Below are 24,201 nucleotides of genomic sequence, written 5' to 3'. Positions count from 1 at the left end.
ACGATGTATAACGCTCAGGGAAGGATTTCCCAAGCCGACGTTCTGACGAAGTACGCACCTCTCGTGCGTCGCCTCGGCTTGCAGCTCGTCGCCAAGATGCCGGCGAGCGTCGATCTCGACGATCTGATTCAGGCCGGCATGATCGGACTGCTGGACGCGGCGAGCCGCTATAAGGAAGACCAGGGCGCGCAGTTCGAGACCTACGCCAGCCAGCGGATTCGCGGCGCGATGCTCGACGAATTGCGCAGCAATGACTGGCTGCCGCGCAGCTTGCGGCGCACCTCGCGCGAAGTCGAAACCGCGGTGCACAAGGTCGAACAGAACCTGGGCCGCTCGGCGAGCGAGACTGAGATCGCCGAGCATCTGAAAATGCCGCTCGACGAGTATCAGTCGATGTTGCAGGACCTGCACGGCAGCCAGCTGATCTACTACGAGGACTTCGACCGTTCCGCGGACGATGAGCCGTTTCTCGACCGCTACTGCGTCGATCATTCGGACCCGCTTTCGGCGCTGCTCGATGACAGCCTGCGTTCGGCGCTGGTGGAGGCGATCGACCGCCTGCCGGAGCGCGAGAAGCTGCTGATGTCGCTGTACTACGAACGCGGCATGAACCTGCGCGAAATCGGCGCGGTGATGGAGGTCAGCGAATCGCGCGTGTGCCAGCTGCACAGCCAGGCGGTGGCGCGCCTGCGCACGCGGCTGCGGGAGATGGCCTGGGCGAATGCCGAGGCGACTTGAGTTTTGAAGGGTTGATGTTCGACCGGCGGCACACTCGCCTACGCCGCCTCAAGCATCCGCCATCTCATGTTCCGCGGCCAGCGCGAGAAACGCCGAACGCGACATGCCGCGCGCCTGTGCGTAGGCGTTCAACACAATCTACTCAGCCGGATCGGCGCCCGAAACGCCAGTCCGAGGAAAATCGTTACGCCGCGGGACGCGCCGGCATCCGTCCGTCCGGTCCGTAGAAGCCGGTCTTCTGCGGCACGGCCACTTGCAGCGCCTTCAGCGCACGCTGGTTGTAGTCCATCCGCACGCGGATCAGCTCGCCGTTACTCGTATTGAAGCGCCGCGCGCGATCGGCGGCTTTTTGCAGCAGCGACCAGTGTGTCGCGAGCCGCGCGTCGGTGCTGGCCACGAGTTCCATGCCGGGCCAGCCGGCCGGAAAGCCGAGTTCGGCCAGTTGCGCGTCCCGCTCGCTTTCGAGCCTGGCGAGCACGCCGATCAGTTCGGTTTTCTTCTCGATGATCGGCGGCAACAGTTCCAGCGGCGACAAGGCGGTCAAGGCCTTGGTTTCGAGCGCCAGAATCGAGGCGAAGGCCTCGACGGCCGAATATTCTTCAATCAGGGTGGCAAGCAGGGCGTCTTTCATGTCAACAACTCGCTGAACACGACGGCCCGCGTGTGATTCACGAGCCGGGTTTGTCGAATGCCGCCCGGCAATTCACCGTACTTCGATGCGTCGATCAGTTGCCGGTCGACGAGGTTTTGCTTTGCAACAGTTCGCGCGCCGTATTGAGCACGCCGTCGGCGATCTTGCCGGAATCGATCGTCAGCGAACCATCCTTGATGGCCTGCTTGATCGATTCGACATGCGCTGTGTCGATATCGGCGGAACCGGACGCCGCGAGGCTGCGCAGGTGCTGCGACAGACCCGACAGGCTGACGCTGGCGTCGCCCGAACCGCTGCTGGTGGTGCTCTGCGAGGCCGTGCCCGCACTCTGCGCGTTGCTGGTCGCGGCCGTCGCGTCGCTTTGCTGCGAGCGGGACAGCGCGTCTTTCAACGTCGGCAGATTCGAATGAGTTTTGGAATCGACTTTCACGATTGGCTTCCTGAACGATTTGATTCTGATAACGGCAACCGTTGATCAAAACTTTAGCGCAATCGCTCGAGGTCTTGCCTTGTCGTTCGGGGCGATCCGGCCCCACGAGCCGCGCGGGCATCACGCCCGCGAAGCCCGCCATCGTCGCTGAATCCACGGCGGCCGGCATCCCGCCGAGCCGCTTCACAACTGAATCTCCACCGTCGAACCGTCCTTGACGACACCGGAGATGATCTGGCCGTTGGCCGTCTTCACCCGCACCTGCTGACCCGGCGACGCGTTGTTCATCGCGCTGCCTTCGGCCGAAATCGCAAAGCCAACGCCTGCCGCGACCACCCGCACGGTCTGTCCGATCGACACTGCCGACGCGCTTTTCAGCATGTCGCGGCGCAGCGGCATGCCGCCGGCGACGCGCGTGAGCGTGACCGAGCCGACCGCCTGCGACGGGTCCGTGACGATCGCCTGCGGCAAACCGGTCAGGTCGCCGTCGCGGGCGATGAGGTCGGCGGCGGTGAGCACTTCGCCCGGCGACATCGCACGGGCGGCTAGGTAGTAGGTGGCGCGCAGCGAGATGCGCGCCTGCAGGTAGAGGGTCCACGGCCGTTCGCCCGCGCAGCGCACGCCGACGGTCATGCGGCCCCACAGGCGCGCGCCGCTCGGCATGAACGGTTCGAGCATCGTGCAGGCCGCGAGACCGCGCGGAAACGCCGGTGCGACGGTGATTTCGACCTTGCCGGGCAGGCCGGCGGATTGCTGTTGCAGGAAGGCGAGGGCGGCGCTGCGGATCGCTTCAGGGTCTTGCTGGCCGGGCAGCGGAGCGGCTTGAGCCACGGGCTGTGTCACCAGCTGTGTCGCGGGCTGTGTCACCCCGGCGGCGCGCAGATTCTGTTGCGCGACGGCCGGCGCCACCTGGCGCATCGGCGGTGTGCGGGGAATGATGGTGGGCGGCGCCGGCATCGCCGCAGCTGTTGGGGCTGATGCCCGTGCGGGCGCTGCCGGCATCGCAACCGGCTTGCCGCTCGCGCCTAGCTGCGGTGGCTCGCCACGCGACGCGAGCGTATCGAAGCCGGCCGCAGCGGATGTGCCGGCAGCGCCATTCGTGGGTGAACTCGCGGGTGCCGCGGGTGCATTGGCCGCCACCGGCTGTACCGCCGCAGCTTGCCGTGCGGCATTCAGCGGCGGCGGCGTCACCACGATCGGCACGACCTGATGCGAACCTGGCACGACATTGACGCGTGCAGAGCCGTCCGCCGGATTGACCGAGGCCGCATTGGCATTCACCGGCGCGGGAATCGTCACGACGCCGTTCGCGTCGGGCTTGAAGCTGGTGCGGATCATCGCCGGCGCGGCAGGCGCTTCGCCCGTGCCCGCAATGACGATCGAGCCGCTCGCATTGGCGGCGCGCGTGAATTGATCGGCGTCGCGTGCGACCGGACCCGGCGTCAGCGACTGCGCGGTGGCCGCGGCCAGCGTGGCGGCAGAGCCCGCGCGTTTCGAAGGCGCCGCCTGCATGTGTTCGGCCAGATCGGCGAGCGCAGCCGGATTCTTCTCACCGGGGCCGGGAATCACGATCGGGCCGCCGGCATCTTCGGCCTGCGCGGCGCCCGGCAACAAGACGGCGCCGGCCGTGACGCACAGCGCCGAGATCACCAGAACCCGCACAGCAAGCCGAACCGCTCCCACGCGATGCGCCGCCGCCGCGCGGCGTGCGCGGTGCGTCAGATCGAAAGTGGGCAGGTCCATCGCGTTTCTCCATCGAATGCATCAGTACGTCTTGCATTCTAGTGAGCGCCTCCATTGGGCAAACGTTGAATAGAAGCCCCCTTTCCCGGTTATTCGTCCGATTGCCGCTTGCGTTCGGCCCATAAGATGGACCTCATGCAAAAAGGTCTTCCCGGCCGAGGCAGTCCTCACGCGAGGCGCTCACGGGAACCTCGGGAACGTTCTCCGGAGATTTCTATGCTGGACAAACTCGATGCCGAATTCGCCTTTGGCCGCCAGGCGCTCGACGTACGCGCTTACCGCCAGGAGCTGTTGTCTTCGAATATCGCCAACGCCGATACCCCCGGGTACAAGTCGCGCGACGTCGATTTCGCTTCGTCGCTCGCGGGCGCGCTGAAGAAGAGCGGCGGCGGGGCTGGCCAGGGCGCGTCGAACGCTTCGACGCTGGCGATGACGCCGCCTGCCAGCGTGACGGGCGGCATGTCGATGGTCTCGACCGCGCCGGGCCACATGTCCGGCAAGACGACACTCACGCCGACCGGCGGCGCGCCCGACGACTACGGCAATCTGCAATACCGCATTCCGACGCAACCCGCGCTCGACGGCAACACGGTCGATATCGATGCCGAGCGTGTGCAGTTCGCCGACAACACGCTGCATTTCGAATCGGGCATGACGGTGCTGTCGAGCCAGATCAAAACGATGCTGGCGGCGATCACGTCGGGTTCGTAATTCGGCTGCAAGAGGAAGGAAACATGCCATCTTTGATGAATATTTTCGGTGTTGCGGGCTCTGCGATGTCGGCGCAGTCGCAACGGCTCAACGTGACGGCGTCCAATCTCGCCAACGCGGACAGTACGACGGGCCCGGACGGCCAGCCGTACAAGGCCAAGCAGGTCGTGTTCGCAGTGAACCCGATCGGCGGCGCGCGCTCGGGCTCCGGCCAGCAGGTGGGCGGCGTGCAGGTCACCGGCGTGGTCGACGACCCGACGCCGATGAAGACCGCCTACGACCCGGGCAACCCGGCCGCCAACGCGGACGGTTACGTCACGCTGCCCAATGTCGACCCGGTGCAGGAAATGGTCAACATGATCTCGGCCTCGCGCTCGTACCAGGCCAACGTCGAGACCCTGAACACCGCCAAGACACTGATGCTGAAAACGCTCACGATCGGAACCTGAGGAGAACTCCTTGACCACCAGCACCACCATCGGCGGCAGCGGCACGACCGTGTCGCAATCGCTGCTCGATACGATGAACGGCACGAAGAGTGCCTCGAGCTCGACCAGCTCCACCAGTTCGACGAGCGGCACGTCGGCGACCGATCTGCAGAATACCTTTCTGCAGTTGCTGGTCGCGCAGATGAAGAACCAGGACCCGACCAATCCGATGGACAGCTCGCAGATGACCTCGCAGCTGGCGCAGATCAACACGGTGTCGGGCATCAGCCAGCTGAATACGACGCTCACCTCGTTGTCGACGCAACTGTCGGCCGGCCAGCAGTCGCAAGCCGCGCTGCTGATCGGCTCGACGGTGCTCGCGCCGGGCAGTTCGGTGACGGTCGCGAGCGGCAAGGCCAGCTCGTTCGGGGTGCAGCTCGCCAATTCGGTGGGCGACCTGCAGGTGGTCGTGAAAAACTCGGCGGGCACGATCGTCAACACGGTCGACCTCGGCAAGCAGTCGGCCGGCACGATTCCGGTGAGCTGGACGCCGACCGACTCGGCCGGCAACACGCTCGCCGACGGCACCTACACGATCAGCGCGGTCGGCACGATCAACGGCCAGCAGGCTACGGCCACGACGCTCGCGGGCGCGACGGTGCAAAGCGTCGTCATGCAGAGCAACGGCACGCCGGGCCTCGTGCTGTCGAACGGTTCGACCGTGGGGCTGACCAGCGTCGCCGCCATCCTCTGATTCAGATTCAGTCAGTTACGACCTTCCAGATACGGAGACCGTCATGGGTTACCAAACAGGTTTGAGCGGGTTGGCGGCATCGTCGAGCGATCTCGACGTGATCGGCAACAACATCGCCAACGCGAATACGGTTGGCTTCAAGAGCGGCGCAGCGCAATTCGCGGATATGTACGCCAATTCGGTGGCCACCGCGGTGAACAACCAGGTCGGCATCGGCACGAAGCTCGCCGAAGTGCAGCAGCAGTTCGCGCAAGGCACGATCACCAGCACCAATCAGGCGCTCGACGTCGCGATCAACGGCAATGGCTTCTTCCAGCTGTCGAACAACGGTTCGCTGGTGTACTCGCGTAACGGCGTGTTCCAGCTCGACAAGAACGGCTTCATCACCAACGCGCAAGGCCTGCAACTGATGGGCTACGGCGCGAATAGCTCGGGCGTCGTCAACACCGCGCAAACCGTGCCGCTCTCGGTGCCGACCGCGAACATCGCGCCGCAGGCGACCACCAAGATCGCAGCCGGCCTGAACCTGAACGCCCAGGATCCGCTGATGCTCGGCACGCCGACCGTGACGGCCGTCAGCAGTACGGGCACGCTCTCCACCACCGGCGCGACCATCACGAACACGGCTTCGGGCACGAACAACGACAACTACACCGTCAATTTCCCGACCTCGACGACCTACACGGTAACCGACAACACGCTCGGCACGACGACCACCGCCGCGACGTACACGGCCGGCACCGCGATCCAGCTCGGCAACGGCGAGACCATCACGTTCAACGGCGTGCCGGCCGCCGCCGGCACTGACAGCTACACGATCGCGCCGACCGCGGTGGCGTTCAACCAGAACAGCTCGACGACGTATAACTACTCGACCAGCACGACGGTCTACGACTCGCTCGGCGGCTCGCAGCAGGTCAACATGTATTTCGCCAAGACCTCGGCCGGCACGTGGAACGTGTACGCGGGCAGCTCGACCGGCACGGCGTCGCTGATCGGCCACGCGAACTTCAATTCGTCGGGCACGCTGCTCGGCACGACCGACGCGGCCGGTGTCGCGACCACCACGCCGTTCGTCTTCAACTTCTCGGTGCCGAACACCGACGGTTCGTCGACGCCGCAGAACCTGACGCTGAACATCGGCGGCACGACGCAGTACGGCGGCAAGAACGGCGTGAACTCGCTGCAGCCCGACGGCTTCGCGGCCGGCACGCTGACGAGCTTCACAATCGGTGCGGACGGCACGCTGACCGGCAACTATTCGAACCAGCAAACCGCCGCGCTCGGCCAGGTCGCACTCGCGAACTTCTCGAATCAGAACGGTCTCGTGAACCTCGGTAACAACGAGTTCCAGCAGACCTCCCAATCGGGTGTCGCGCAGATTTCGGTGCCGGGCTCGACCAACCACGGCACGCTGCAAGGCGGCGCGGTGGAAAACTCGAACGTCGACCTGACGAGCCAACTGGTGAATCTGATCACCGCGCAACGCAACTATCAGGCGAACGCGCAGACGATCAAGACCCAGCAGGCCGTCGACCAGACCCTGATCAACCTGTAAGCGACCGGGACTGACCCATCATGGATCGGCTGATCTACACCGCGATGTCGGGCAGCACACAAGCGCTCGAACAGCAGGCCATCGTTGCGAACAACCTCGCGAATGCCTCGACCACCGGCTTTCGCGCGCAGCTTGCGACTTTCCGCGCCGTGCCGATGGCGTTCGGCGACGGCAGTTCGATCAACGACAACACCACGCGCACTTTCGTGCTGTCGTCGACGCCGGGCGCGGACTACACGCCCGGGCCGATCCAGCAGACGGGCAACCCGCTCGACGTCGCGGTCGAGGGGCCGGGCTGGCTGGCGGTGCAGACCGCCGACGGCACCGAGGCTTACACGCGCGCCGGCAATCTGCACATCGACCAGAACGGCCAGCTGGTGAACGCCATGAATCAGACGGTGCTCGGCAACGGCGGTCCGGTGTCGGTGCCGCCGGGTGCGCAGATCACGATCGGCAAGGACGGCACCGTGACCGCGCTCACGCCGGGCGATCCGCCCACGGCGGTGGTGACGGTCGATCAGCTGAAACTGGTGAATCCGGCTCCGCAAACCATGACGCGCGGCAACGACGGCCTGTTTCGCACCGCCGACGGCAACCCCGCCGACGCCGACCCGGCCGTCACGCTGGCGCCGGCTTCGCTCGAAGGCAGCAACGTGAATCCGGTCAGCGCGATGGTCTCGATGATCACCAACGCACGCCAGTTCCAGATGCAGACCAAGCTGCTGGAAAGCGCCGACAAGAACGACCAGTCCGCCAATCAGCTGCTCAGTTTCAGCTAACGGGTTGCCCCACACGGCAACCATCTTGCATGGGACCGGAGTAAGTGCTTTGCATGGGACCAGAGTAACGCGCTATGGGGCTGGAGTAAGCGCTAAAGCGCTAACTCCAGCCGACACGCGAACTCTGGTCGACAGCTGAAGCGCTAACTCCGATCGACAGCGTTGCATGGGATCGGAGTAAGCGCTAAAGCGCTAACTCCGATCGACATAGGAGAAAAATTGTGAATCGCTCGCTCTACATCGCCGCTACCGGCATGAATGCGCAACAGGCGCAGATGGACGTGATCTCGAACAACCTCGCGAACGTCAGCACCAACGGCTTCAAGGGCTCGCGCGCGGTGTTCGAGGACCTGCTGTATCAGACCATCCGCCAGCCCGGCGCGAACTCGACCCAGCAAACCGAACTGCCGTCCGGCATCCAGCTCGGCACCGGCGTGCAACAGGTCGCCACCGAGCGTCTGTACACCCAGGGCAACCTGCAGCAAACCGGCAACTCGAAAGACGTCGCCATCAACGGCCAGGGCTTCTTTCAGGTGCAGATGCCCGACGGCACGACCGCTTACACCCGCGACGGTTCGTTCCAGACCAACGCGCAGGGCCAGCTCGTCACCTCGAGCGGCTACCAGGTGATTCCGGCGATCACGATCCCGACCAATGCCACTTCGCTGACGATCGGCAGCGACGGCGTGGTGTCGGTCACCGTCGCCGGCTCGAGCAACAGCCAGCAGCTCGGCTCGATGCAGATCGCCACCTTCATCAACCCGACCGGTCTGGATGCGAAGGGCGAAAACCTGTTCGCGGAAACCGCGTCGTCGGGCGCGCCGAACATCGCGCAACCGGGCCTCAACGGCGCCGGCACGCTGAATCAGGGTTACGTGGAAGCCTCGAACGTGAACGTGGTGCAGGAGCTGGTGAACATGATCCAGACGCAGCGCGCGTATGAAATCAACAGCAAGGCCGTGACGACCTCCGACCAGATGCTGCAGACCCTCAGCCAGATGCAGGTTTGAGCGGCTGGGAATTAACAGGCGGTAATCAAGATGTCGCACTTCACTCGTAATCCGGTTCATTCGCGCACGGCTCAGGCGCTCGTGCAGCTCACGCTGCTCGCAGCGCTGGGCGGCTGCGGCCTCGTGCCGAAGCAACCGATCACCCAGCAGCCGATGACGGCCATGCCGCCGATTCCGCCTGCGGCGCAATCGCCAGGCTCGATCTTCAACCCGGGTTACGCCGGCCGGCCGTTGTTCGAAGACCAGCGGCCGCGCAATGTCGGCGACATTCTGACAATCGTGATTCAGGAAAACGTCAACGCGACGAAGTCCTCGGGCGCCGGGACCAACCGCAACGGCAGCACCAACTTCGACGTGCCGACCGCCGGCTTTCTCGGCGGCTTCTTCGGCAAGGTCAACCTGAACGCGACCGGCGGCAACAAGTTTCAGGCGACCGGCGGCGCGAACGCGTCGAATACGTTCAATGGCACGATCACCGTGACGGTGACAGGCGTGCTGCCGAACGGCAACCTGATGGTGAGCGGCGAGAAACAGATGCTGATCAACCAGGGCAATGAGTTCGTGCGCTTTTCCGGCGTTGTGAATCCGAACACGATTTCGAACCTGAACGCCGTGTACTCGACCCAGGTGGCCGACGCGAAAATCGAATACTCCGCGAAGGGTTATATCGACGAAGCCGAGAACATGGGCTGGCTGCAGCGCTTCTTTCTCAACGTGTCGCCGTGGTAATCATGCGTACCGCCTTTTTCCGCTCCGGCCGCTCCCGCCGCTTCGCGCGATTCGTTCACGCTGGCCGGGCGCTGGCTCTCTTCGCGCTCGCCTGCGTGGCGCTGCCGGCGGCGACGCCCGCCCATGCCGAGCGTCTGAAGGACCTCGTGCAGATTCAGGGCGTGCGCGACAACCCGCTGATCGGCTACGGTCTCGTGGTCGGCCTCGACGGCACAGGCGACCAGACCACGCAAACGCCGTTCACCACGCAAACACTCGCCAACATGCTGGCGAACCTCGGCATCTCGATCAACAACCAGGCCGCCGGGTCGAGTAACTCGCAATCGTCGCTGTCGAACATCCAGCTGAAGAACGTTGCCGCGGTGATGGTGACGGCGGTGCTGCCGCCGTTCGCGCGTCCCGGCGAAGCGATCGACGTCACCGTGTCGTCGCTCGGCAACGCCAAGAGCCTGCGCGGCGGCACGCTGCTGCTCACGCCGCTCAAGGGCGCCGACGGCCAGGTGTACGCGCTCGGCCAGGGCAACCTCGCGGTCGGCGGCGCCGGCGCGAGCGCGAACGGCAGCAAGGTGCAGGTGAACACGCTGGCGGCGGGCCGCATCGCCGGCGGCGCGATCGTCGAACGCGCGGTGCCGACCTCGGTGTCGCAAGCGGGCACCATGCAGCTCGAACTGAACGACATGGATTACGACACCACGCAGCGTGTGGTGTCGGCGGTCAACAACGCGTTCGGCGGCGGCACCGCCATGGCGCTCGACGGCCGCACGATTCAACTGCGCGCGCCGGCCGATCCGGAACAGCAGGTCGCCTTCATGGCGCGCTTGCAGAATCTCGACGTGAAGCCGGCGCCAGCCGCCGCGAAGGTGATCCTGAACGCGCGCACCGGCTCGATCGTGATGAACCAGATGGTTACGCTGCAGAACTGCGCGGTGGCGCACGGCAATCTGTCGGTGGTGATCAATACGCAGCCGGTGGTGAGCCAGCCGGGCGCGTTCTCGAACGGCCAGACGGTGGTGGCCCAGCAGTCGCAGATTCAGATGAAGCAGGACAACGGCGCCCTGAAGCTCGTGACCGCCGGTGCGAACCTCGCCGAAGTGGTGAAGGCGCTCAATGCATTGGGTGCGACGCCCGCGGATCTGATGTCGATCCTGCAGGCCATGAAAGCGGCGGGCGCTCTGCGCGCCGACCTGGAAATCATCTAAGGAAGACAGCAGATGAATTCGGATACGACCAACTCCGCCAATGCGGCGAACGACCTGACCCAGCGCTTTGCCCTCGACGTGCAGGGGTTCGCCAAGCTGAGTGCGCAGGCCAAGGCTTCGCCGCAGGCCGGCATGAAGATGGCCGCGCAGCAGTTCGACGCAGTGTTCACGCAGATGATGTTGAAGAGCATGCGCGATGCGACGCCGCAGGACAGCCCGTTCGATTCGCACGACAGCGCCACCTTTACGTCGATGATGGATCAGCAGTTGTCGCAGCAGATGTCGCAGAAGGGCATCGGCGTGGCCGACGCGATGCTCAAGCAGATGATGCGCAACCAGGGCATGCAGGTGAGCGGCGCAGCAGGCGGTGCGGGCGGCCTCGCCGGCATGGCCAATGCGCTCGGCGGCGGCAGCGGCGGCGACGAAGGCCAGACCGCCGCGCTGAACGCGCTCGCCAAGGCGTACGGCAATGCGCAGGCCAACGGGCAGCTGGCGATGGGCAAGGGCTACTCGGCCAACAGCTCGCTGACCCCGCCGCTCAAAGGCGACGGCAGCTCGCCGAAAATCGACGCGTTCGTCGACAAGCTGGCCGCGCCCGCCCAGGCCGCCAGCGCCGCAACCGGCATTCCGGCGCGCTTCATCATCGGCCAGGCCGCGCTCGAATCGGGCTGGGGCAAGAGCGAGATCAGAAAGGCCGACGGCTCGAGCAGTCACAACGTGTTCGGCATCAAGGCGTCCAAGGACTGGACCGGCAAGACCGTTTCGACCGTCACGACCGAATATGTGAACGGCAAGCCGCAGCGCACCGTCGAGAAATTCCGCGCGTACGACTCGTACGAGGAAGCGATGACCGATTACGCGAACCTGCTCAAAGGCAATCCGCGTTATGCGCAGGTCATCAATTCTTCGCACGATGTGAACGGCTTTGCCAACGGCATGCAGCGCGCGGGCTACGCGACCGATCCGCATTACGCGAAAAAACTGATGTCGATCATGCAGAAAATGGCCTGAGCATAAAATCCATCCACGCGACGGGGCCAGCTGCATAAAAGGACGGAACAGGCCGATCACCCGCGCGGGTGGTCGGCCGAGCCGCCATACCAGGTATCGCGTGTCTTGTTTCGCGGCTGATTCACGGTGTATCCGTTGTCTAAATGATCGTTGCCCGTATTGATGCGCCCGGCTTGCGTTGGATGTGGATCGGCGTTTTAACGTTTGCGGCAAATATTTTAATTACCGGCCCCTAAATTTTGACCGGACGCTGCCGCTAATCAAGTTAGACCCGATACCGGAAAGTGTTGTAACGTCCGGTTGAATGCGCGTGCCGCGGCCTCGATGAAGACCGCGCGAAAGCCCTGGCAGGAGCCCTGGGCACGCGCCCGCGAACATGCATACCGGCAAGCCCATGGATACTAACCAGTCGAACGGCCAGATCGAAGCCCCCGGCCAGCCGCACGCCGCGCCAGACGAAAGCGCTCACGACTTTGGCCGTCGCAATCCGCTGGAGATCGGCGTTCAGTTGCGCAATCTCGTCAATCGCGGCGATTTCCTCACCGTGCAACATGCGGGCGGCCAGCTCGTCACGCGCCTGCTCGACGTCGACGTGCGCGGACGCACTTTCACTTTCGATTGGGGCGCGCTGTCGGACCAGAACAAAGGTTTGCTGGCGGCGCCGCTTTGCCAGTTCCACGCGTCGCCGGACGGCGTGCGTGTCGAATTCGCCACGGGCACGCCGCGCGAAACCCGCTTTGAAGGACTGCCCGCATTCGAGGCGGACTTCCCCGAAGTGCTGTTCTACGTGCAGCGCCGCGAGTATTTCCGCGTCGGGGCGCCGATTCTCGATCCGTATACTTGCAGCGGCCGCCTGCCTGAAGGCGATACGTTCCGCTTCGAAGTGAACGACCTGTCGCTCGGCGGGGTCGGCATGCGCACCGCGGATGAACGCGTGGCCGAATTGCCGATGGGCACCCGGCTGCAGGATTGCGAACTGTCGCTCGGCGCGCTCGGCCGTCTGTCGCTCGATCTGCAACTGGTGTCGCATCGTTCGACCGCATTGCCGAACGGCACGCAGCGCTATCAGCTCGGCTTCCGTTTTCTGACGCTGCCCGGCAGCGCGGAAAACACGCTGCAGCGGTTGATCACGCAACTCGAAATGAAGCGCCGCTCGCTGGTGCGCTGAGCAACGGGAATGGCCCTCAATTTTTCCCCGCGCGGGCCGTTAAACAGGATGTTCAAGTAACGCGGCGGCATGTGTCCGGTGTCGCCCTTCAGGATGACGCATGTCCAGCACCCTCATCAATCTTGGCCTCAGTGGACTGAACGCAGCCCAGTGGGGACTCACGACAACCGGCCAGAACATCAGCAACGCGTCGACGGCGGGCTACACGATCGAACGGCCCGTCTACGCGGAAACCGGCGGCCAGTACACGGGCTCCGGCTATCTGCCGCAAGGCGTTTCGACCGTGACCGTGACGCGTCAGTACAGCCAGTATCTGACCACTGAGCTGAACAACGCGCAGTCGTCGAGCAGCTCGCTGTCCGCCTACAACTCGATGATTTCGCAGCTCAACAACGTGATCGGCAGTCCGACAGCGGGCATTGCGACCGCGATCACGAGCTATTTCACCGGCTTGCAGAACGTCGCGAACGACGCTTCGAGCCTGGCCACCCGTCAGACCGCGATGAGCGGCGCGCAGACGCTCGCGAACCAGATCAACGCCGCGGGCCAGCAATACGACGCGCTGCGTCAGAGCGTCAACACGCAGCTCACGAATACCGTTTCGCAGATCAACAGCTACACGCAACAGATCGCGAACTTGAACGGCCAGATCTCCGCGGCCAGCACGCAAGGCCAGCCGCCGAATCAGCTGCTGGATCAGCGCGACCTCGCGGTGTCGAATCTGTCGCAACTGGTCGGCGTTCAGGTGGTGCAGTCTAACGGCAGCTACAGCGTGTTCATGGGCAACGGCCAGCCGCTGGTTTCCGGCGGCAACAGCTACAACCTCGGCACGGCGCCTTCGACGGGCGACACCAGCGAACTGTCGGTGCAGTATCTCGGCCAGGCCGGCGCCAATCCGGCAGCCGCGCCGCAGAATCTGCCCGACAGCAAGATCACGGACGGCACGCTCGGCGGCCTGCTTGCGTTCCGCAGCCAGACGCTCGATCCGGGCGAAGCGCAACTCGGCGCGATTGCCGTGAGCTTCGCCTCGCAAGTGAACGCGCAGAACGCGCTCGGCGTGACGCTGAGCGGCGGCCAAGGCGCCGCGCTGTTCTCGGTGGGCGGCCCGACGGTCTACGCCAACACGCAGAACACCGGCAATGCGTCGCTGAACGTGTCGTTCGCGAATGGCGCGCAGCCGACCACCGGCGACTACACGCTCGCCTACAACGGCACCGCTTACACGCTGACCGACAATTCGACCGGCAGCGTGGTGGGTTCGGCCACCAGCCTGGCCCTGCCGATCAACGGCCTGCAGTTCTCGACCACCGGCACGATGAACCCGGGCGATTCGTTCACGGTCGAACCGACCCGCGGCGCGCTGAACAGCTTCGCCACCGCGACCACGGCCGCTTCGGCGATCGCCGCCGCGGCGCCGGTGCTGGGCGCGGCCGCGTCGACCAACACCGGTACCGGCACGATCTCGCAAGGCACAGTGTCGGCGCGCTACACGATGCCTAACTCGACCACCACGCTGTCGTACAACGGCACGGGTCTGACCGGCTTCCCGGTGGGTTCGACGGTGACGGTGGCGGGCTCGCCGTCGACCACCTACCCGATCGCCAGCGCGGCGACCGTGGTGCCGTATTCGTCGGCCACGGGCGCCACGCTCACGATCAACAACGCGACCGCCGGCCAGATGAACAACGTGTCGGTGACGATCAGCGGCACGCCGGCTGCCGGCGACAAGTTCACCATCGGCCCGAACACCGGCGCGACCAACGACGGCCGCAATGCGCTGGCGCTGTCGAACCTGTCCACCGCGAAGGTGATGGCGGGCGGCACGGTCACGCTGACGGGCGCGTATGCGAACTACGTCAACCAGATCGGCAACCAGACCAATCAGATTCAGACTTCGAGCACGGCCCAGGCCTCGCTGGTGACGCAGATCACCACCGCGCAGCAGTCGGTTTCGGGCGTGAACATCAACGAGGAAGCAGCCAATCTGCTTCAGTATCAGCAGCTCTATCAGGCCAACAGCAAAGTCATCCAGACCGCGCAGACCCTGTTCCAGACGTTGATCGGCATTATTCAGTGAGGCGTTGAACATGCGCATCTCCAGCACGCAGTACTTCAACATGAACGTGGCGACGATGAGCGATCAGCAAGCTCAGCTGTCGCAGTTGTACGCAGAGATTTCGAGCGGCGTGAGCCTCTCCACACCCTCGGACAATCCGCTCGGCGCAGCGCAGGCCGTGCAGTTGAGCTCGACGGCGACGAGCCTGTCGCAGTACACGAGCAACCAGGGCACCGCGCTCTCGTCGCTGCAACAGGAAGACTCCACGCTCGGCAGCGTCACCACCGTGCTGCAGAGCATTCACACGCTGGTGCTGCGCGCCGGCGACGGCTCGCTGAACGACGGCGACCGCGGCTCGATCGCCACGCAGTTGCAAAGCCTGCGCAGCCAGTTGATGACGCTCGCCAACTCGACCGACTCGCAGGGCAACTACCTGTTTGCCGGCTATCAGAGCACCGCGCAGCCGTACACCACCAACTCCGCCGGCGTCGTGACCTATTCGGGCGACACCGGTACGCGCGCCGTGCAGATCACCGACTCGCACACCGTTCAGACCGCCGACAACGGCATCGCGATCTTTGGCAGCGTGGCGTCGATCGGCACCAGCGCGGTCCCGGCCGCGACCGCGGGCAACAGCGGCACCGGCGTGATTAGCGGCGTCAGCCTGACGAATCCGACCGACCCGACTAACGCCTACACCTACTCGATCGCCTTCGCGGGCGCCGGCGCGGCGACCACCTACACGGTGACTTCGACCGATCCGGCAACCGGCACGGTCACGACGGGCACGCCGCAGGCTTTCACGTCGGGCTCGGCGATCACGCTCGGCGGCCAGTCGGTGACGATCACCGGCGCGCCGAACGCGGGCGACAGTTTCACCGTGACGCCGGCCACGCAAGGCAGCACGGACGTATTCGCCAACCTGAGCCAGTTGATCACGACGCTGCAAACGCCGGTTTCAGGCGCGGCCGCGACCGCCAGTTTCCAGAGCGCGATGGTCACCAGCTTGACCCAGCTCGAAAACACGATGAACAACGTCGTGACGGCCCAGGCCGCGGTAGGCGGCCGTGAGCAGGAAGTGCAGGCGTTGCAGACGGTCACGCAGACCAACACGCTGCAGACGGCGAACGGCCTGGCGGATCTGACCCAGACTGACTTGACCAAGACGGTCAGCAAGTACACGATGATGCAGACTTCGCTGCAAGCGGCGGAACAGGCGTTCGCGAAGGTGCAGAACCTGTCGCTGTTCCAGTACCTGAACTAGCCGGGCGCTACTTCAACCCCGCCGCGACGCGCCCCATCTGATCGATACCGATGTCGAACAGACGCGTGAAGAACGGAATCATGTTGGGGATCATCAGTTGCAGGAGCAGCAAGCCGATCAGCATGGTCAGCGGAAAGCCGATCTGGAACACGCCGATTTGCGGCGCGGCGCGGTTGAGAATGCCGAGCGCGAGGTTGGTGATCAGCAGCGCGGCGACCACCGGCAGCGACAGCAGCAGGCCCGCCGAAAATACCGTGCTGCCGAAGTTGGCCAGCGTGCGCCAGCCGGGCGCACCGAGGATGTTCGCCGACACCGGCACGGACTGGAACGTGGCCAGCAGCGCGCTGATCATCTGCAGATGGCCGTCGATCACCAGAAACACCAGCATCGCGATGATGTTCATGTAGCTCGACAGCACCTGGCTCGAACTGCTCGCCTGCGCATCGAAGAACGTCGCGAAGCCGAGGCCCATGCCCAGACCGACGAAGTCGCCGGCGGCGCTGATCGCCTGAAACACGATCTGCATCGTCACGCCGAGCGCGATGCCGATCAGGAACTGGTTGACGATGATCCACACGCCCTCGGCGGAAAACACCGTGACCTGCGGCAGCGCGCCGAGCGTCGGCGCGACGATGATCGTGATGAAGGCCGCGAGGCCGATTTTTACGCGGATCGGCAGCGAGCGGTTGCCGAGCACCGGTGCTGTGGCGGTCAGCGCGAGGATTCGCACGAACGGCCACAGGAACGCCGTGAGCCAGGTGTTCAGTTGCGCGTAGGTGACGGAAAACATGGCGGCGGCGCGAGCGTACGGGCGGCGATGAAGGGTGAGGGGGCCGGCGCGGCGCTCAGTTGACGAGCGTCGGAATGTTGGTGAGCGTCTGGCGCAGATAGTCGAGCATGGTCGTCAGCATCCACGGCCCGGCGATCACCATCGTGACGGCAATCGCGAGCAGTTTCGGAATGAACGAGAGCGTCGTCTCGTTGATCTGCGTGGCGGCCTGGAACAGGCTCACCACCAGACCGACAATCAGCGCGACCAGCAGGAGCGGTGCGGCGAGCAGCAGGCCGACATACATGGCCTGGTGCGCCAGCGTCATGACGGATTCGGAATTCATGATGGTTCGACCGGAAGTGTGAAAGGTTGGACGAAATCGATACGCGGGGCCGATGTGCGAGGCCGATCAGCGATACAGACAAGCGATACCGACAAGCGATGCCCGGCGAAGCCAATCAGCACGAGGCTCAAACAAAGCTCTGCGCGAGCGAGCCGAGCAGCAACTGCCAGCCGTCGACCAGCACGAACAGCATCAGCTTGAACGGCAGCGAGATGGTGGCGGGCGACACCATCATCATCCCCATCGACATCAGCACGCTCGCCACCACCATGTCGATGATGAGGAACGGGATGAAAATCGTAAAGCCGATCTGGAAGCCGGTTTTCAATTCGCTGGTGACGAACGACGGCACCAGCAGCGACAGCGGCACGTCTTCCGGACCTTGCATCGGCGCGGCATGCGAGATGCGGGCGAAGAGGGCGAGATCGCTTTCGCGGGTCTGGCGCAGCATGAAGGTCTTGAACGGCGCAAGGCCGCGCGAAACCGCCTGCTCCATCGGCATCGAGCCGTCGGAGAACGGCTTGTAGCCTTCGGTATAGGCCTTGTCGAGCACCGGCGACATCACGAACAGCGTGAGAAACAGCGCGAGGCCGACCAGCACCTGATTCGGCGGCGTGGTGGTCGTGCCGAGCGCCTGACGCAACAACGACAACACGATGATGATGCGCGTGAAGCTCGTCATCATCAACACCATCGCCGGCAGGAACGACAGCATCGTGAGCAGCAGCATCGTCTGCACGCTCAGCGAGTAGGTCGTGCCGCCGTTCGGGCCGGGGCTCGTGTTGAAGGCCGGCAGGCCGGCGGTTTGCGCGAACGACAGCGTCGGCAGCGCGAGCATCAGCGCCGGCAATGCAACAGGGGCGAAACGGCGCAGCACGGGGACGATTTTCGAAGCGGCGGACGACACGCGTGTGGCTTGCGCATCACGCGCTGGTTGAAGACTGAACTGCATTACCGATCCCCGCTGCCTTGCCCGTTGATACCGTTGGCGTCGCTGAGTGCGTTGAAACGTTTGCCCATTTCGCCTTTCAAAGCGTCGCGAAAGCGTTGGCCGAAGGTGCCGGGCAAGGATGCGCGTTCACCCGCAGCGGCGGGTGGCGTGCCTGCGACCGGATCGATTGCGGCCGAACCGGCCGGCATCGTATGCAACAGACGCACATTGCCGGGCGCCGTGCCGAGCACGAGCCACGTATCGCCGATCTCGACCACCGCGACGCGCTCCTTGCCGCCGAGCGAAGCGCCGCCGATGGTCTTCACGAGACCGCCGCGCTTCGCCGGCTGCCAGCCGAAGCGGCGCGCGAGCCACGCACAACCGAATACCAGAGCGATCACGACCAGCAGGCCGACGATCGTTTGCAACACCGCGCCGACGCCGAGCGCCGGAACGGCCGTGCCTGCACCGACACCCGAGGCGATTTTCGCGGCGTTGTTGACCGCGTTCATGTCGGCCGCGTGCGCGGCGGATGATACGAACGTCAGCGCGAACAGCGCCGCCGAAGCGGTCACGGCCCTCACCGCGAGCCCCGCGCGAGCGGGAACATTGCGCGACGCATCCAGCACGGCGCGACCGGCAATGCATTTCATCGATTCAGCTTCCGGATGCGTTCGGACGGCGTGATGATGTCGGTCAGACGAATACCGAACTTGTCGTTGACGACCACGACTTCACCCTGTGCGATCAGGCAGCCGTTGACCAGCACGTCCATTGGTTCGCCGGCCATGCCGTCCAGTTCCACGACCGAACCTTGCGCGAGTTGCAGCAGGTTGCGGATCGCGATCTTGGTGCGGCCGAGTTCGACGGTCATCTGGACGGGGATGTCCAGGATCATGTCGATGTCGTTGCGCGTCGAGGTCGGCTCGACCTTCGACAGCGGTTGGAACACGCCGGCTGTCGTGGCGCTGACTTCCGTGTTGTCGTTCTGCTCGGCGAGCGCGCTGGCCCAGTCGGCCATCGCCGCTTCGTCCTCGGCGGATTCCGCGGCAGCCAACTGTTCGGCTTCCGGCAATTCCATCTCGGGCTTTGCTTTCAGGTCACTCATATCCACCTTCCTTCATCGTGTCGGCTGCGCTGATCATCTTCTGGACCCGCAACGCGTACTGACCATTGAAAATTCCGTAGCCGCATTCCATCACCGGCACACCGTCGACCTTCGCCGTGATGTGTTCGGGGATGTTGATCGGCAGAACATCGCCTTTGCGCATGTTCAGGATCTGCTCGAACGTGACCGGCACCTGCGCGAGGTCGGCGGTCAGTTCCACTTCCGCGGCCTGCACCTGTTGCGACAGCACGCGGACCCAGCGGCGGTCGACTTCGAGCGCCTCGCCCTGGATCGGCGACGACAGGATGTCGCGGATCGGTTCGATCATCGAATACGGCATGCAGATGTGCAGCGTGCCGCCCGTGGTGCCGAACTCGATCGAGAACTGGGTGACGATGACGATTTCGTTCGGCGTCGCGACGTTGGCGAACTGCGTATGCATTTCCGAGCGCACGTATTCGAACTGCAGCGGGCGCACGCTTTTCCACGACGTCGCGTAGTGCTCGAACGTGAGATTGAGCAGCTTCATGATGATGCGCTGCTCGGTCTGCGTGAAATCGCGGCCTTCGACACGGGTATGGAAGCGCCCGTCGCCGCCGAACAGGTTGTCGACCACGAAGAACACCAGGTTCGGGTCGTACACGAACAGCGAGGTGCCGCGCAGCGGCTTCACGTGGACCAGGTTCAGGTTGGTCGGGATCGGCAGGTTGCGGGTGAACTCGCTGTATTTCTGTACCTTCACCGGGCCGACGGAGATTTCCGCCGAGCGCCGCATGAAGTTGAAGATGCCGACGCGCAACAGACGCGCGAAGCGATCGTTGATGATTTCGAGGCCCGGCATCCGGCCGCGGACGATGCGTTCCTGCGTCGCGATGTTGTACGGGCGAACGCCCGCACGATCGCTCTGGTCGGCGATCGAGTCGGACTCGCCGGTTACGCCCTTGAGGAGGGCATCGACCTCCTCCTGGGACATGAACTCTTCGTGGCCCATTCCTTATTCCTCGTGCGTCCCGTGGCGGTTGATGATGGCAGCGCGAAATAACGTCACTGCGGACGTCACTGCACGACGAATTCGGTGAACAGGACGTCCTGAACGCGGATCGGCGTGGCGCCCTTATCGGTGGGCTGTTCGATCAGCGTCCGGAGTTCGGTGGCGAGGGCGCGTTTGCCTTCGAGCGGCGCCAGTTCGTCGGGATGCTTGTTCGACAGCGCGAGCAGGATGCGGCTGCGCACTTCCGGCATGTGGTCGGTGAGTTCCTGCTGGGTTTTCGGGTCGTTCAGCTTGAGGGTGAGGCCGATACGCAGGAAGTGTTGCTGACCGTCGTCCGACTGCAGGTTGACCGTCATCGATTCGAGCGGGAAGAAGAGCGGCGCCGCCAGTGGCGCCGGCGCGCTGGCGGTTTCCGCTGACGCGGGGGCTGGGCTGCGTTTGGACATATAGAACCACACACCCGCGCCGGCGGCGCCTGCGGCGAGGATCGCAATGAGGGCGATCAGAATGATTCGCTTCAACGGGCCCGGCGAGGCGGGCGCGGCTTGCTGGTTTGCGGTCGTGGATGCCATGAGGTTTGCTTTGCTTGCCGTTAGTGCTGGTGATGGTGATTGTTGTTGATTTGCCTGCGGCGCGATGGGTCGAAAAGAAGGGTTAATGCGGGCTATCTCTTGTTTTTGCCTTTCAGGCGGAGGGCGGTCTTGCTGGTTTCTTTTTGCCTACGGCGGTGTGTCTTTGCTTGTTCTGAGTTTTTTGCCTTTCTATTTTGTTATTGGTCTATTAGCGTTGCACCTTGTGCTGTTTGCCTACGGCGTTGGCCTTTCCTTGTTCTGACTTCTTTGGCCTTTCCTTGTTTTCTTTGTGGTTTATTAGCTTTCCCCCTGTGCGGGGGAGCACCTACTTTTCTTTGCCGCCGCAAAGAAAAGTAGGCAAAAGAAAGCGGCTCAAACCGCTAATTCTGAAGCGGGCACCTCGGTCAACCACCGGTAGTGGAAACCTGCCGGACCACACCGTGGTCCATGAGCGCCTGTGACCAGGCAGTCATCCACCCCTTCTCGCGCTGCGCGCTCGCCGGCAAGGTCCATCCCAAACCTCCCGCTTCGTTTGCGCGAGCAGGAGCCATCGGCTTCGCCTCGGCGGGGTGCAGATCTGGACTACCGAGCAGAACTCGGGCGTAATGGCACGCGCACGCGTGAACTGGCGAGCTACGCCCTGCGCAAAGCGCAGGCGCCAAACGTAGTGGGTGGTTGGATGAAGTACCTTTCCGGCGAGCGCGCAGCGCGAGAAGGGGTGGATGACTGCCTTGTCACCAGGGCGTGAAGGTGCACTGGCACAGATCAGGTGGCCTCCACTCCCCGTCGATCATAGAGGTGCCCGCTTAGTACTTGCGGTGTGAAGCCGCTTTCTTTTGCCTACTTTTCTTTGCGGCCGGCGCCCCGAAGGAAGTCCCCTTGGGGGACAAAGAAAAGTAGGTGCTCCCCCGCACAGGGGGAAAGCTAATAAACCAATAACAAATCAAGGAAAGGTCAAAGAAGTCAGAACAGCGAAAGGCACTGCCGTAGGAAAACACAACCAGAAAGCGCAGCACAGGCAAAAAGCCAAGACCAACGCCGCAGGCAAACAGACATAAGAAGCGCCGCACAGGCAAAAAAGCCAAGACCAACGCCGTAGGCAAACAAACACAAGAAGCGCCGCGCAGGCAAAAAAAATCAAGCAAACGTATCCACTAACCCAACAGAGCGCCGCACGGCAACATTCCCCACGACAGCCCCAACAGACTCCCCAGCGCCGCCGGCAAAAGCAGCTGTAGCTGTAGCCCTCCCACCGGACCGGCCAGAATCAGCACTCTGCTGCTGCCCACTCCCCGACCGGCCAAACCCGTCACTAACGCTCGCGCTGCCAAGCCCAATCCCATTGGACTCCATCGCCTCCCGCAATTTCGGCAAAGCCGCCTCGACGGCTTCCCTCACCTGCTGGTGCTGAGAAACAAAAAGCGCATGGGCATGGTTATCGGCAACCTGCAACACAACCTGCAGCGGCCCCAAATCCTTCGGATTCAAAGTCAGCTCGGCGCTCTGCGAATGCGCATTCGACAAGAACACCACCTTCTGACTCAACGCGTCTTCCCAGTCAGTCGTGCCGACCTGCGGCGCCAATGCATTCGCCACTTCGGCCGCGCCGGCGTTTCCGGTCGTTTGCACGGCCGCGGTCGTGCTCGCGGCGCCGGCCACCGCCTGCGTGGCGGCCAAAGCTGCCGCCGCCGCATCGGCTTCACTCTTGAAGGACGCCAGATTGTCGGCCTGAGCGCCGCCGCCCGCCGTTGACGCCAACGCGTCAACAGCCGTCTTCGCCGCCGCCGATGGATCCGCCACCATGGTGGCGGCTGCCGTCAGCGTGGCTTTGGCCGCATTCGATCCCTTGCCGTCGCCGAACAAACCGGCCGCGAGCGTCTTGCCGCCCGCCGACGCATTCAGTCCGGCAGTCGCATCGCCAGCCAAACCGCTCGCGGCGCTCGACGCGCTCGCCGCCGCGCCGCTCGCCAGCGCCTGAGCCGGCACCGGCACCGCGCCCTGGGCGCTCGACAGCGCGGCCAACGCCGCCTGCAATGCGTCCTGTGCCGACTTCGCATCGGTCGCACTCGTCTTTTTGCCGGGGGTGCCGCCCGTCGTGGTGCCCGTCGTCGCGTCAGGCAGCGAAGCCGCCGCGTCAGCCAATGCCGCAGCGGGGTCGGTGGCGGCCGGGGCAGCCGCGCCGTTTGCGTTGGCCAGAGCTTGAGCCTGCGCCTGTACCGCAGCCGCCGCGGTGGCTGCGGCGATGCTGGTGTCGGTCTGCGTGGCCGGGTTGCCGGATTTCGTCGGGTTCGCGGCAGGCTTGTCGTTCGCGGCCTGCTGCGTCGCCCCCGACGAGGACAAACTGGACGACGATGCGCTCGCTGCGTTGCTGTCGTTCTTGCTGCCGTTCCCGGCATCCGTGCCGTCGGTGCTCTTCGAGGCGGCGTCGGGTGCGGGCGGCGCGTCATGCACGCTCGACGACGATGCCTGCGAAGACGGTGCGGATGAGGACGACGATGCGGATGAGGACGACGATGCGGATGAGGACGGCGATGCGGAGGAGGACGGCGAGGAGGACGAAGCCGACGAAGACGCCGCCGCCGGCATGCTCGCGCTCTGCGCGGCCGCGCTGTTTTGCGCGGCGATGCTTTGCTGAAGCGTTTGCGAGAACGGCTTGGCATTCGCCGCGGCGGCCATGGCCGCGCTGGTGGAGGTGCTGCTGGCGGAGCCGAGCAGTGAGCCGATCGGTGAGAGTGCCGACATAGATGATCCTGTCAATCCGTCAAAACGGGGTGTTCGGTCTGTCGAGGCGGCGCGCGGCGCGTCAGACGCCCTCGGCGCGCATCCTCAGAATTCGGGCGGCGTGTTCGTCGGCGTCGCGCTGGTCGCGCCGCGCCGTTTGCCTCGCTTCGACGGCCTCGCCGCGCGCCTGCAACACTTCGTACGAGCCGAGTTTCTGCTTCTGGCGCTGCCAGTCGGGCTTGGCGGCCTCGACACGCGCATTGGCCGTCACCAGCAGATTGCGCTGCTGTTCGATGGCGGAGTCGAGCGTGTCGATGAACGCCTGGAAATTGCGCATGTTGCCGGCGGGCATGCCGGTCTGGGCGGTCGCCGTGAAGCGAGCGTGATATTCGTCGCGGTACTGCACCAGCGAATCGAGCTGCGATTGCACCTCGCCGCGCTCGCGCTGCGCACGGCCGAGGCGCTGCGCGGCGGCGTCCACATCGTCCTTGGCGAGGCCGATGAGCGTCTTGATCGGAAAGTGTTTCGCCATG

At 64.4% G+C, this 24,201-nt stretch carries 25 protein-coding genes and 1 pseudogene; 13 read left to right on the top strand and 13 right to left on the bottom strand.

Annotated features, from left to right (window positions below; translation table 11 throughout):
• Positions 1-3: 3 nt before the first annotated feature.
• Positions 4-738 (top strand): RNA polymerase sigma factor FliA, encoded by a 735-nt coding sequence (locus AC07WT_RS20405; protein WP_492592621.1) that lies wholly within the window; start codon positions 4-6, stop codon positions 736-738.
• 48 nt (positions 739-786) lie between these two features.
• Here AC07WT_RS20405 and AC07WT_RS20400 read toward each other — a convergent pair.
• The 4 genes and pseudogenes from AC07WT_RS20400 to flgA form a co-directional block, all read right to left on the bottom strand.
• Positions 787-870 (bottom strand): annotated as a pseudogene (locus AC07WT_RS20400) (type II toxin-antitoxin system HicB family antitoxin); the annotation flags it as partial.
• A gap of 52 nt (positions 871-922) precedes the next feature.
• On the bottom strand, positions 923-1,369 hold the full coding sequence (locus tag AC07WT_RS20395; RefSeq protein WP_494948247.1) for a flagellar protein FlgN: 447 nt from the start codon (positions 1,367-1,369) through the stop codon (positions 923-925).
• 94 nt (positions 1,370-1,463) lie between these two features.
• Entirely contained in the window at positions 1,464-1,820 is a 357-nt protein-coding gene (gene flgM, locus AC07WT_RS20390; protein ID WP_492592624.1) for a flagellar biosynthesis anti-sigma factor FlgM, read from the bottom strand.
• A 183-nt stretch (positions 1,821-2,003) separates the two neighbouring features.
• Positions 2,004-3,563 (bottom strand): flagellar basal body P-ring formation chaperone FlgA, encoded by a 1,560-nt coding sequence (gene flgA, locus AC07WT_RS20385; protein WP_494948246.1) that lies wholly within the window; start codon positions 3,561-3,563, stop codon positions 2,004-2,006.
• A 216-nt stretch (positions 3,564-3,779) separates the two neighbouring features.
• Between flgA and flgB the strand changes: the two genes are divergently transcribed.
• From flgB to flgL, 12 genes are all read left to right on the top strand, one after another.
• A complete protein-coding gene (flgB, locus tag AC07WT_RS20380; protein ID WP_494948245.1) occupies positions 3,780-4,274 on the top strand; it encodes a flagellar basal body rod protein FlgB in 495 nt (164 codons plus the stop codon).
• Positions 4,275-4,297: 23 nt separating this feature from the next.
• Entirely contained in the window at positions 4,298-4,723 is a 426-nt protein-coding gene (flgC, locus tag AC07WT_RS20375) for a flagellar basal body rod protein FlgC (RefSeq protein ID WP_115101661.1), read from the top strand.
• Positions 4,724-4,733: 10 nt separating this feature from the next.
• Entirely contained in the window at positions 4,734-5,456 is a 723-nt protein-coding gene (locus AC07WT_RS20370) for a flagellar hook assembly protein FlgD (protein ID WP_494948244.1), read from the top strand.
• Positions 5,457-5,499: 43 nt separating this feature from the next.
• Positions 5,500-7,014, top strand: coding sequence for a flagellar hook protein FlgE (locus AC07WT_RS20365; RefSeq protein WP_494948243.1), 1,515 nt, complete (start codon positions 5,500-5,502; stop codon positions 7,012-7,014).
• Positions 7,015-7,034: 20 nt separating this feature from the next.
• Positions 7,035-7,793: a flagellar basal-body rod protein FlgF gene (flgF, locus tag AC07WT_RS20360; protein ID WP_492592630.1), complete on the top strand. Its 759-nt coding sequence runs from the start codon at positions 7,035-7,037 to the stop codon at positions 7,791-7,793.
• Positions 7,794-8,014: 221 nt separating this feature from the next.
• A complete protein-coding gene (flgG, locus tag AC07WT_RS20355) occupies positions 8,015-8,803 on the top strand; it encodes a flagellar basal-body rod protein FlgG (protein WP_494948242.1) in 789 nt (262 codons plus the stop codon).
• A gap of 30 nt (positions 8,804-8,833) precedes the next feature.
• Positions 8,834-9,532: a flagellar basal body L-ring protein FlgH gene (flgH, locus tag AC07WT_RS20350; protein ID WP_492592632.1), complete on the top strand. Its 699-nt coding sequence runs from the start codon at positions 8,834-8,836 to the stop codon at positions 9,530-9,532.
• Between the two features lie 2 nt (positions 9,533-9,534).
• Positions 9,535-10,731 carry a flagellar basal body P-ring protein FlgI gene (locus AC07WT_RS20345; RefSeq protein WP_494948241.1) on the top strand — a complete coding sequence of 399 codons (1,197 nt, stop codon included), beginning with the start codon at positions 9,535-9,537 and terminating at the stop codon, positions 10,729-10,731.
• A gap of 12 nt (positions 10,732-10,743) precedes the next feature.
• Positions 10,744-11,742 carry a flagellar assembly peptidoglycan hydrolase FlgJ gene (gene flgJ / locus AC07WT_RS20340; RefSeq protein WP_494948240.1) on the top strand — a complete coding sequence of 333 codons (999 nt, stop codon included), beginning with the start codon at positions 10,744-10,746 and terminating at the stop codon, positions 11,740-11,742.
• A 394-nt stretch (positions 11,743-12,136) separates the two neighbouring features.
• A complete protein-coding gene (locus AC07WT_RS20335; RefSeq protein ID WP_494948239.1) occupies positions 12,137-12,910 on the top strand; it encodes a flagellar brake protein in 774 nt (257 codons plus the stop codon).
• Between the two features lie 100 nt (positions 12,911-13,010).
• Complete coding sequence (gene flgK, locus AC07WT_RS20330) at positions 13,011-14,987, top strand: flagellar hook-associated protein FlgK (protein ID WP_494948238.1); 1,977 nt, start codon at positions 13,011-13,013, stop codon at positions 14,985-14,987.
• 10 nt (positions 14,988-14,997) lie between these two features.
• Positions 14,998-16,230 (top strand): flagellar hook-associated protein FlgL, encoded by a 1,233-nt coding sequence (flgL, locus tag AC07WT_RS20325; RefSeq protein ID WP_494948237.1) that lies wholly within the window; start codon positions 14,998-15,000, stop codon positions 16,228-16,230.
• A gap of 7 nt (positions 16,231-16,237) precedes the next feature.
• On the opposite strand, the gene fliR is transcribed toward flgL, so the two are convergent.
• From fliR to fliJ, 9 genes are all read right to left on the bottom strand, one after another.
• Positions 16,238-17,020 (bottom strand): flagellar biosynthetic protein FliR, encoded by a 783-nt coding sequence (fliR, locus tag AC07WT_RS20320; RefSeq protein ID WP_494948236.1) that lies wholly within the window; start codon positions 17,018-17,020, stop codon positions 16,238-16,240.
• Between the two features lie 55 nt (positions 17,021-17,075).
• Positions 17,076-17,345 (bottom strand): flagellar biosynthesis protein FliQ, encoded by a 270-nt coding sequence (gene fliQ / locus AC07WT_RS20315; RefSeq protein ID WP_492592639.1) that lies wholly within the window; start codon positions 17,343-17,345, stop codon positions 17,076-17,078.
• A 127-nt stretch (positions 17,346-17,472) separates the two neighbouring features.
• On the bottom strand, positions 17,473-18,297 hold the full coding sequence (fliP, locus tag AC07WT_RS20310; RefSeq protein WP_492592640.1) for a flagellar type III secretion system pore protein FliP: 825 nt from the start codon (positions 18,295-18,297) through the stop codon (positions 17,473-17,475).
• Positions 18,297-18,929, bottom strand: coding sequence for a flagellar biosynthetic protein FliO (gene fliO, locus AC07WT_RS20305; RefSeq protein ID WP_494948235.1), 633 nt, complete (start codon positions 18,927-18,929; stop codon positions 18,297-18,299). Before fliO ends, fliP begins: the two co-directional genes overlap by 1 nt.
• Entirely contained in the window at positions 18,926-19,384 is a 459-nt protein-coding gene (gene fliN / locus AC07WT_RS20300; RefSeq protein WP_492592642.1) for a flagellar motor switch protein FliN, read from the bottom strand. Before fliN ends, fliO begins: the two co-directional genes overlap by 4 nt.
• Positions 19,377-20,375, bottom strand: coding sequence for a flagellar motor switch protein FliM (gene fliM, locus AC07WT_RS20295; protein WP_492592643.1), 999 nt, complete (start codon positions 20,373-20,375; stop codon positions 19,377-19,379). Before fliM ends, fliN begins: the two co-directional genes overlap by 8 nt.
• 65 nt (positions 20,376-20,440) lie before the next feature.
• Positions 20,441-20,947, bottom strand: coding sequence for a flagellar basal body-associated protein FliL (gene fliL / locus AC07WT_RS20290; protein WP_494948234.1), 507 nt, complete (start codon positions 20,945-20,947; stop codon positions 20,441-20,443).
• 1,137 nt (positions 20,948-22,084) lie between these two features.
• The gene (locus AC07WT_RS20285) at positions 22,085-23,689 is read right to left on the bottom strand and encodes a flagellar hook-length control protein FliK (protein ID WP_494948233.1); all 1,605 of its coding nucleotides are present in this window, start codon (positions 23,687-23,689) and stop codon (positions 22,085-22,087) included.
• 61 nt (positions 23,690-23,750) lie between these two features.
• Entirely contained in the window at positions 23,751-24,200 is a 450-nt protein-coding gene (gene fliJ, locus AC07WT_RS20280) for a flagellar export protein FliJ (protein WP_492592647.1), read from the bottom strand.
• Position 24,201: the final 1 nt, after the last annotated feature.

The organism is Paraburkholderia sp. GW821-FHT02A12, assembly GCF_059422005.1.
The sequence above is the reverse complement of the archived record's forward strand: the minus strand, read 5'-3'. Positions and strand labels throughout refer to the sequence as shown.

Coding starts and splice junctions, on each gene's coding strand:
- AC07WT_RS20405 (WP_492592621.1), top strand. CDS start 4: ATGTATAACGCTCAGGGAAGGATTTCCCAAGCCGACGTTCTGACGAAG.
- AC07WT_RS20395 (WP_494948247.1), bottom strand. CDS start 1,369: ATGAAAGACGCCCTGCTTGCCACCCTGATTGAAGAATATTCGGCCGTC.
- flgA (WP_494948246.1), bottom strand. CDS start 3,563: ATGGACCTGCCCACTTTCGATCTGACGCACCGCGCACGCCGCGCGGCG.
- flgB (WP_494948245.1), top strand. CDS start 3,780: ATGCTGGACAAACTCGATGCCGAATTCGCCTTTGGCCGCCAGGCGCTC.
- flgC (WP_115101661.1), top strand. CDS start 4,298: ATGCCATCTTTGATGAATATTTTCGGTGTTGCGGGCTCTGCGATGTCG.
- AC07WT_RS20365 (WP_494948243.1), top strand. CDS start 5,500: ATGGGTTACCAAACAGGTTTGAGCGGGTTGGCGGCATCGTCGAGCGAT.
- flgF (WP_492592630.1), top strand. CDS start 7,035: ATGGATCGGCTGATCTACACCGCGATGTCGGGCAGCACACAAGCGCTC.
- flgH (WP_492592632.1), top strand. CDS start 8,834: ATGTCGCACTTCACTCGTAATCCGGTTCATTCGCGCACGGCTCAGGCG.
- AC07WT_RS20345 (WP_494948241.1), top strand. CDS start 9,535: ATGCGTACCGCCTTTTTCCGCTCCGGCCGCTCCCGCCGCTTCGCGCGA.
- flgJ (WP_494948240.1), top strand. CDS start 10,744: ATGAATTCGGATACGACCAACTCCGCCAATGCGGCGAACGACCTGACC.
- AC07WT_RS20335 (WP_494948239.1), top strand. CDS start 12,137: ATGGATACTAACCAGTCGAACGGCCAGATCGAAGCCCCCGGCCAGCCG.
- flgK (WP_494948238.1), top strand. CDS start 13,011: ATGTCCAGCACCCTCATCAATCTTGGCCTCAGTGGACTGAACGCAGCC.
- flgL (WP_494948237.1), top strand. CDS start 14,998: ATGCGCATCTCCAGCACGCAGTACTTCAACATGAACGTGGCGACGATG.
- fliR (WP_494948236.1), bottom strand. CDS start 17,020: ATGTTTTCCGTCACCTACGCGCAACTGAACACCTGGCTCACGGCGTTC.
- fliQ (WP_492592639.1), bottom strand. CDS start 17,345: ATGAATTCCGAATCCGTCATGACGCTGGCGCACCAGGCCATGTATGTC.
- fliP (WP_492592640.1), bottom strand. CDS start 18,297: ATGCAGTTCAGTCTTCAACCAGCGCGTGATGCGCAAGCCACACGCGTG.
- fliO (WP_494948235.1), bottom strand. CDS start 18,929: ATGAAATGCATTGCCGGTCGCGCCGTGCTGGATGCGTCGCGCAATGTT.
- fliN (WP_492592642.1), bottom strand. CDS start 19,384: ATGAGTGACCTGAAAGCAAAGCCCGAGATGGAATTGCCGGAAGCCGAA.
- fliM (WP_492592643.1), bottom strand. CDS start 20,375: ATGGGCCACGAAGAGTTCATGTCCCAGGAGGAGGTCGATGCCCTCCTC.
- fliL (WP_494948234.1), bottom strand. CDS start 20,947: ATGGCATCCACGACCGCAAACCAGCAAGCCGCGCCCGCCTCGCCGGGC.
- AC07WT_RS20285 (WP_494948233.1), bottom strand. CDS start 23,689: ATGTCGGCACTCTCACCGATCGGCTCACTGCTCGGCTCCGCCAGCAGC.
- fliJ (WP_492592647.1), bottom strand. CDS start 24,200: ATGGCGAAACACTTTCCGATCAAGACGCTCATCGGCCTCGCCAAGGAC.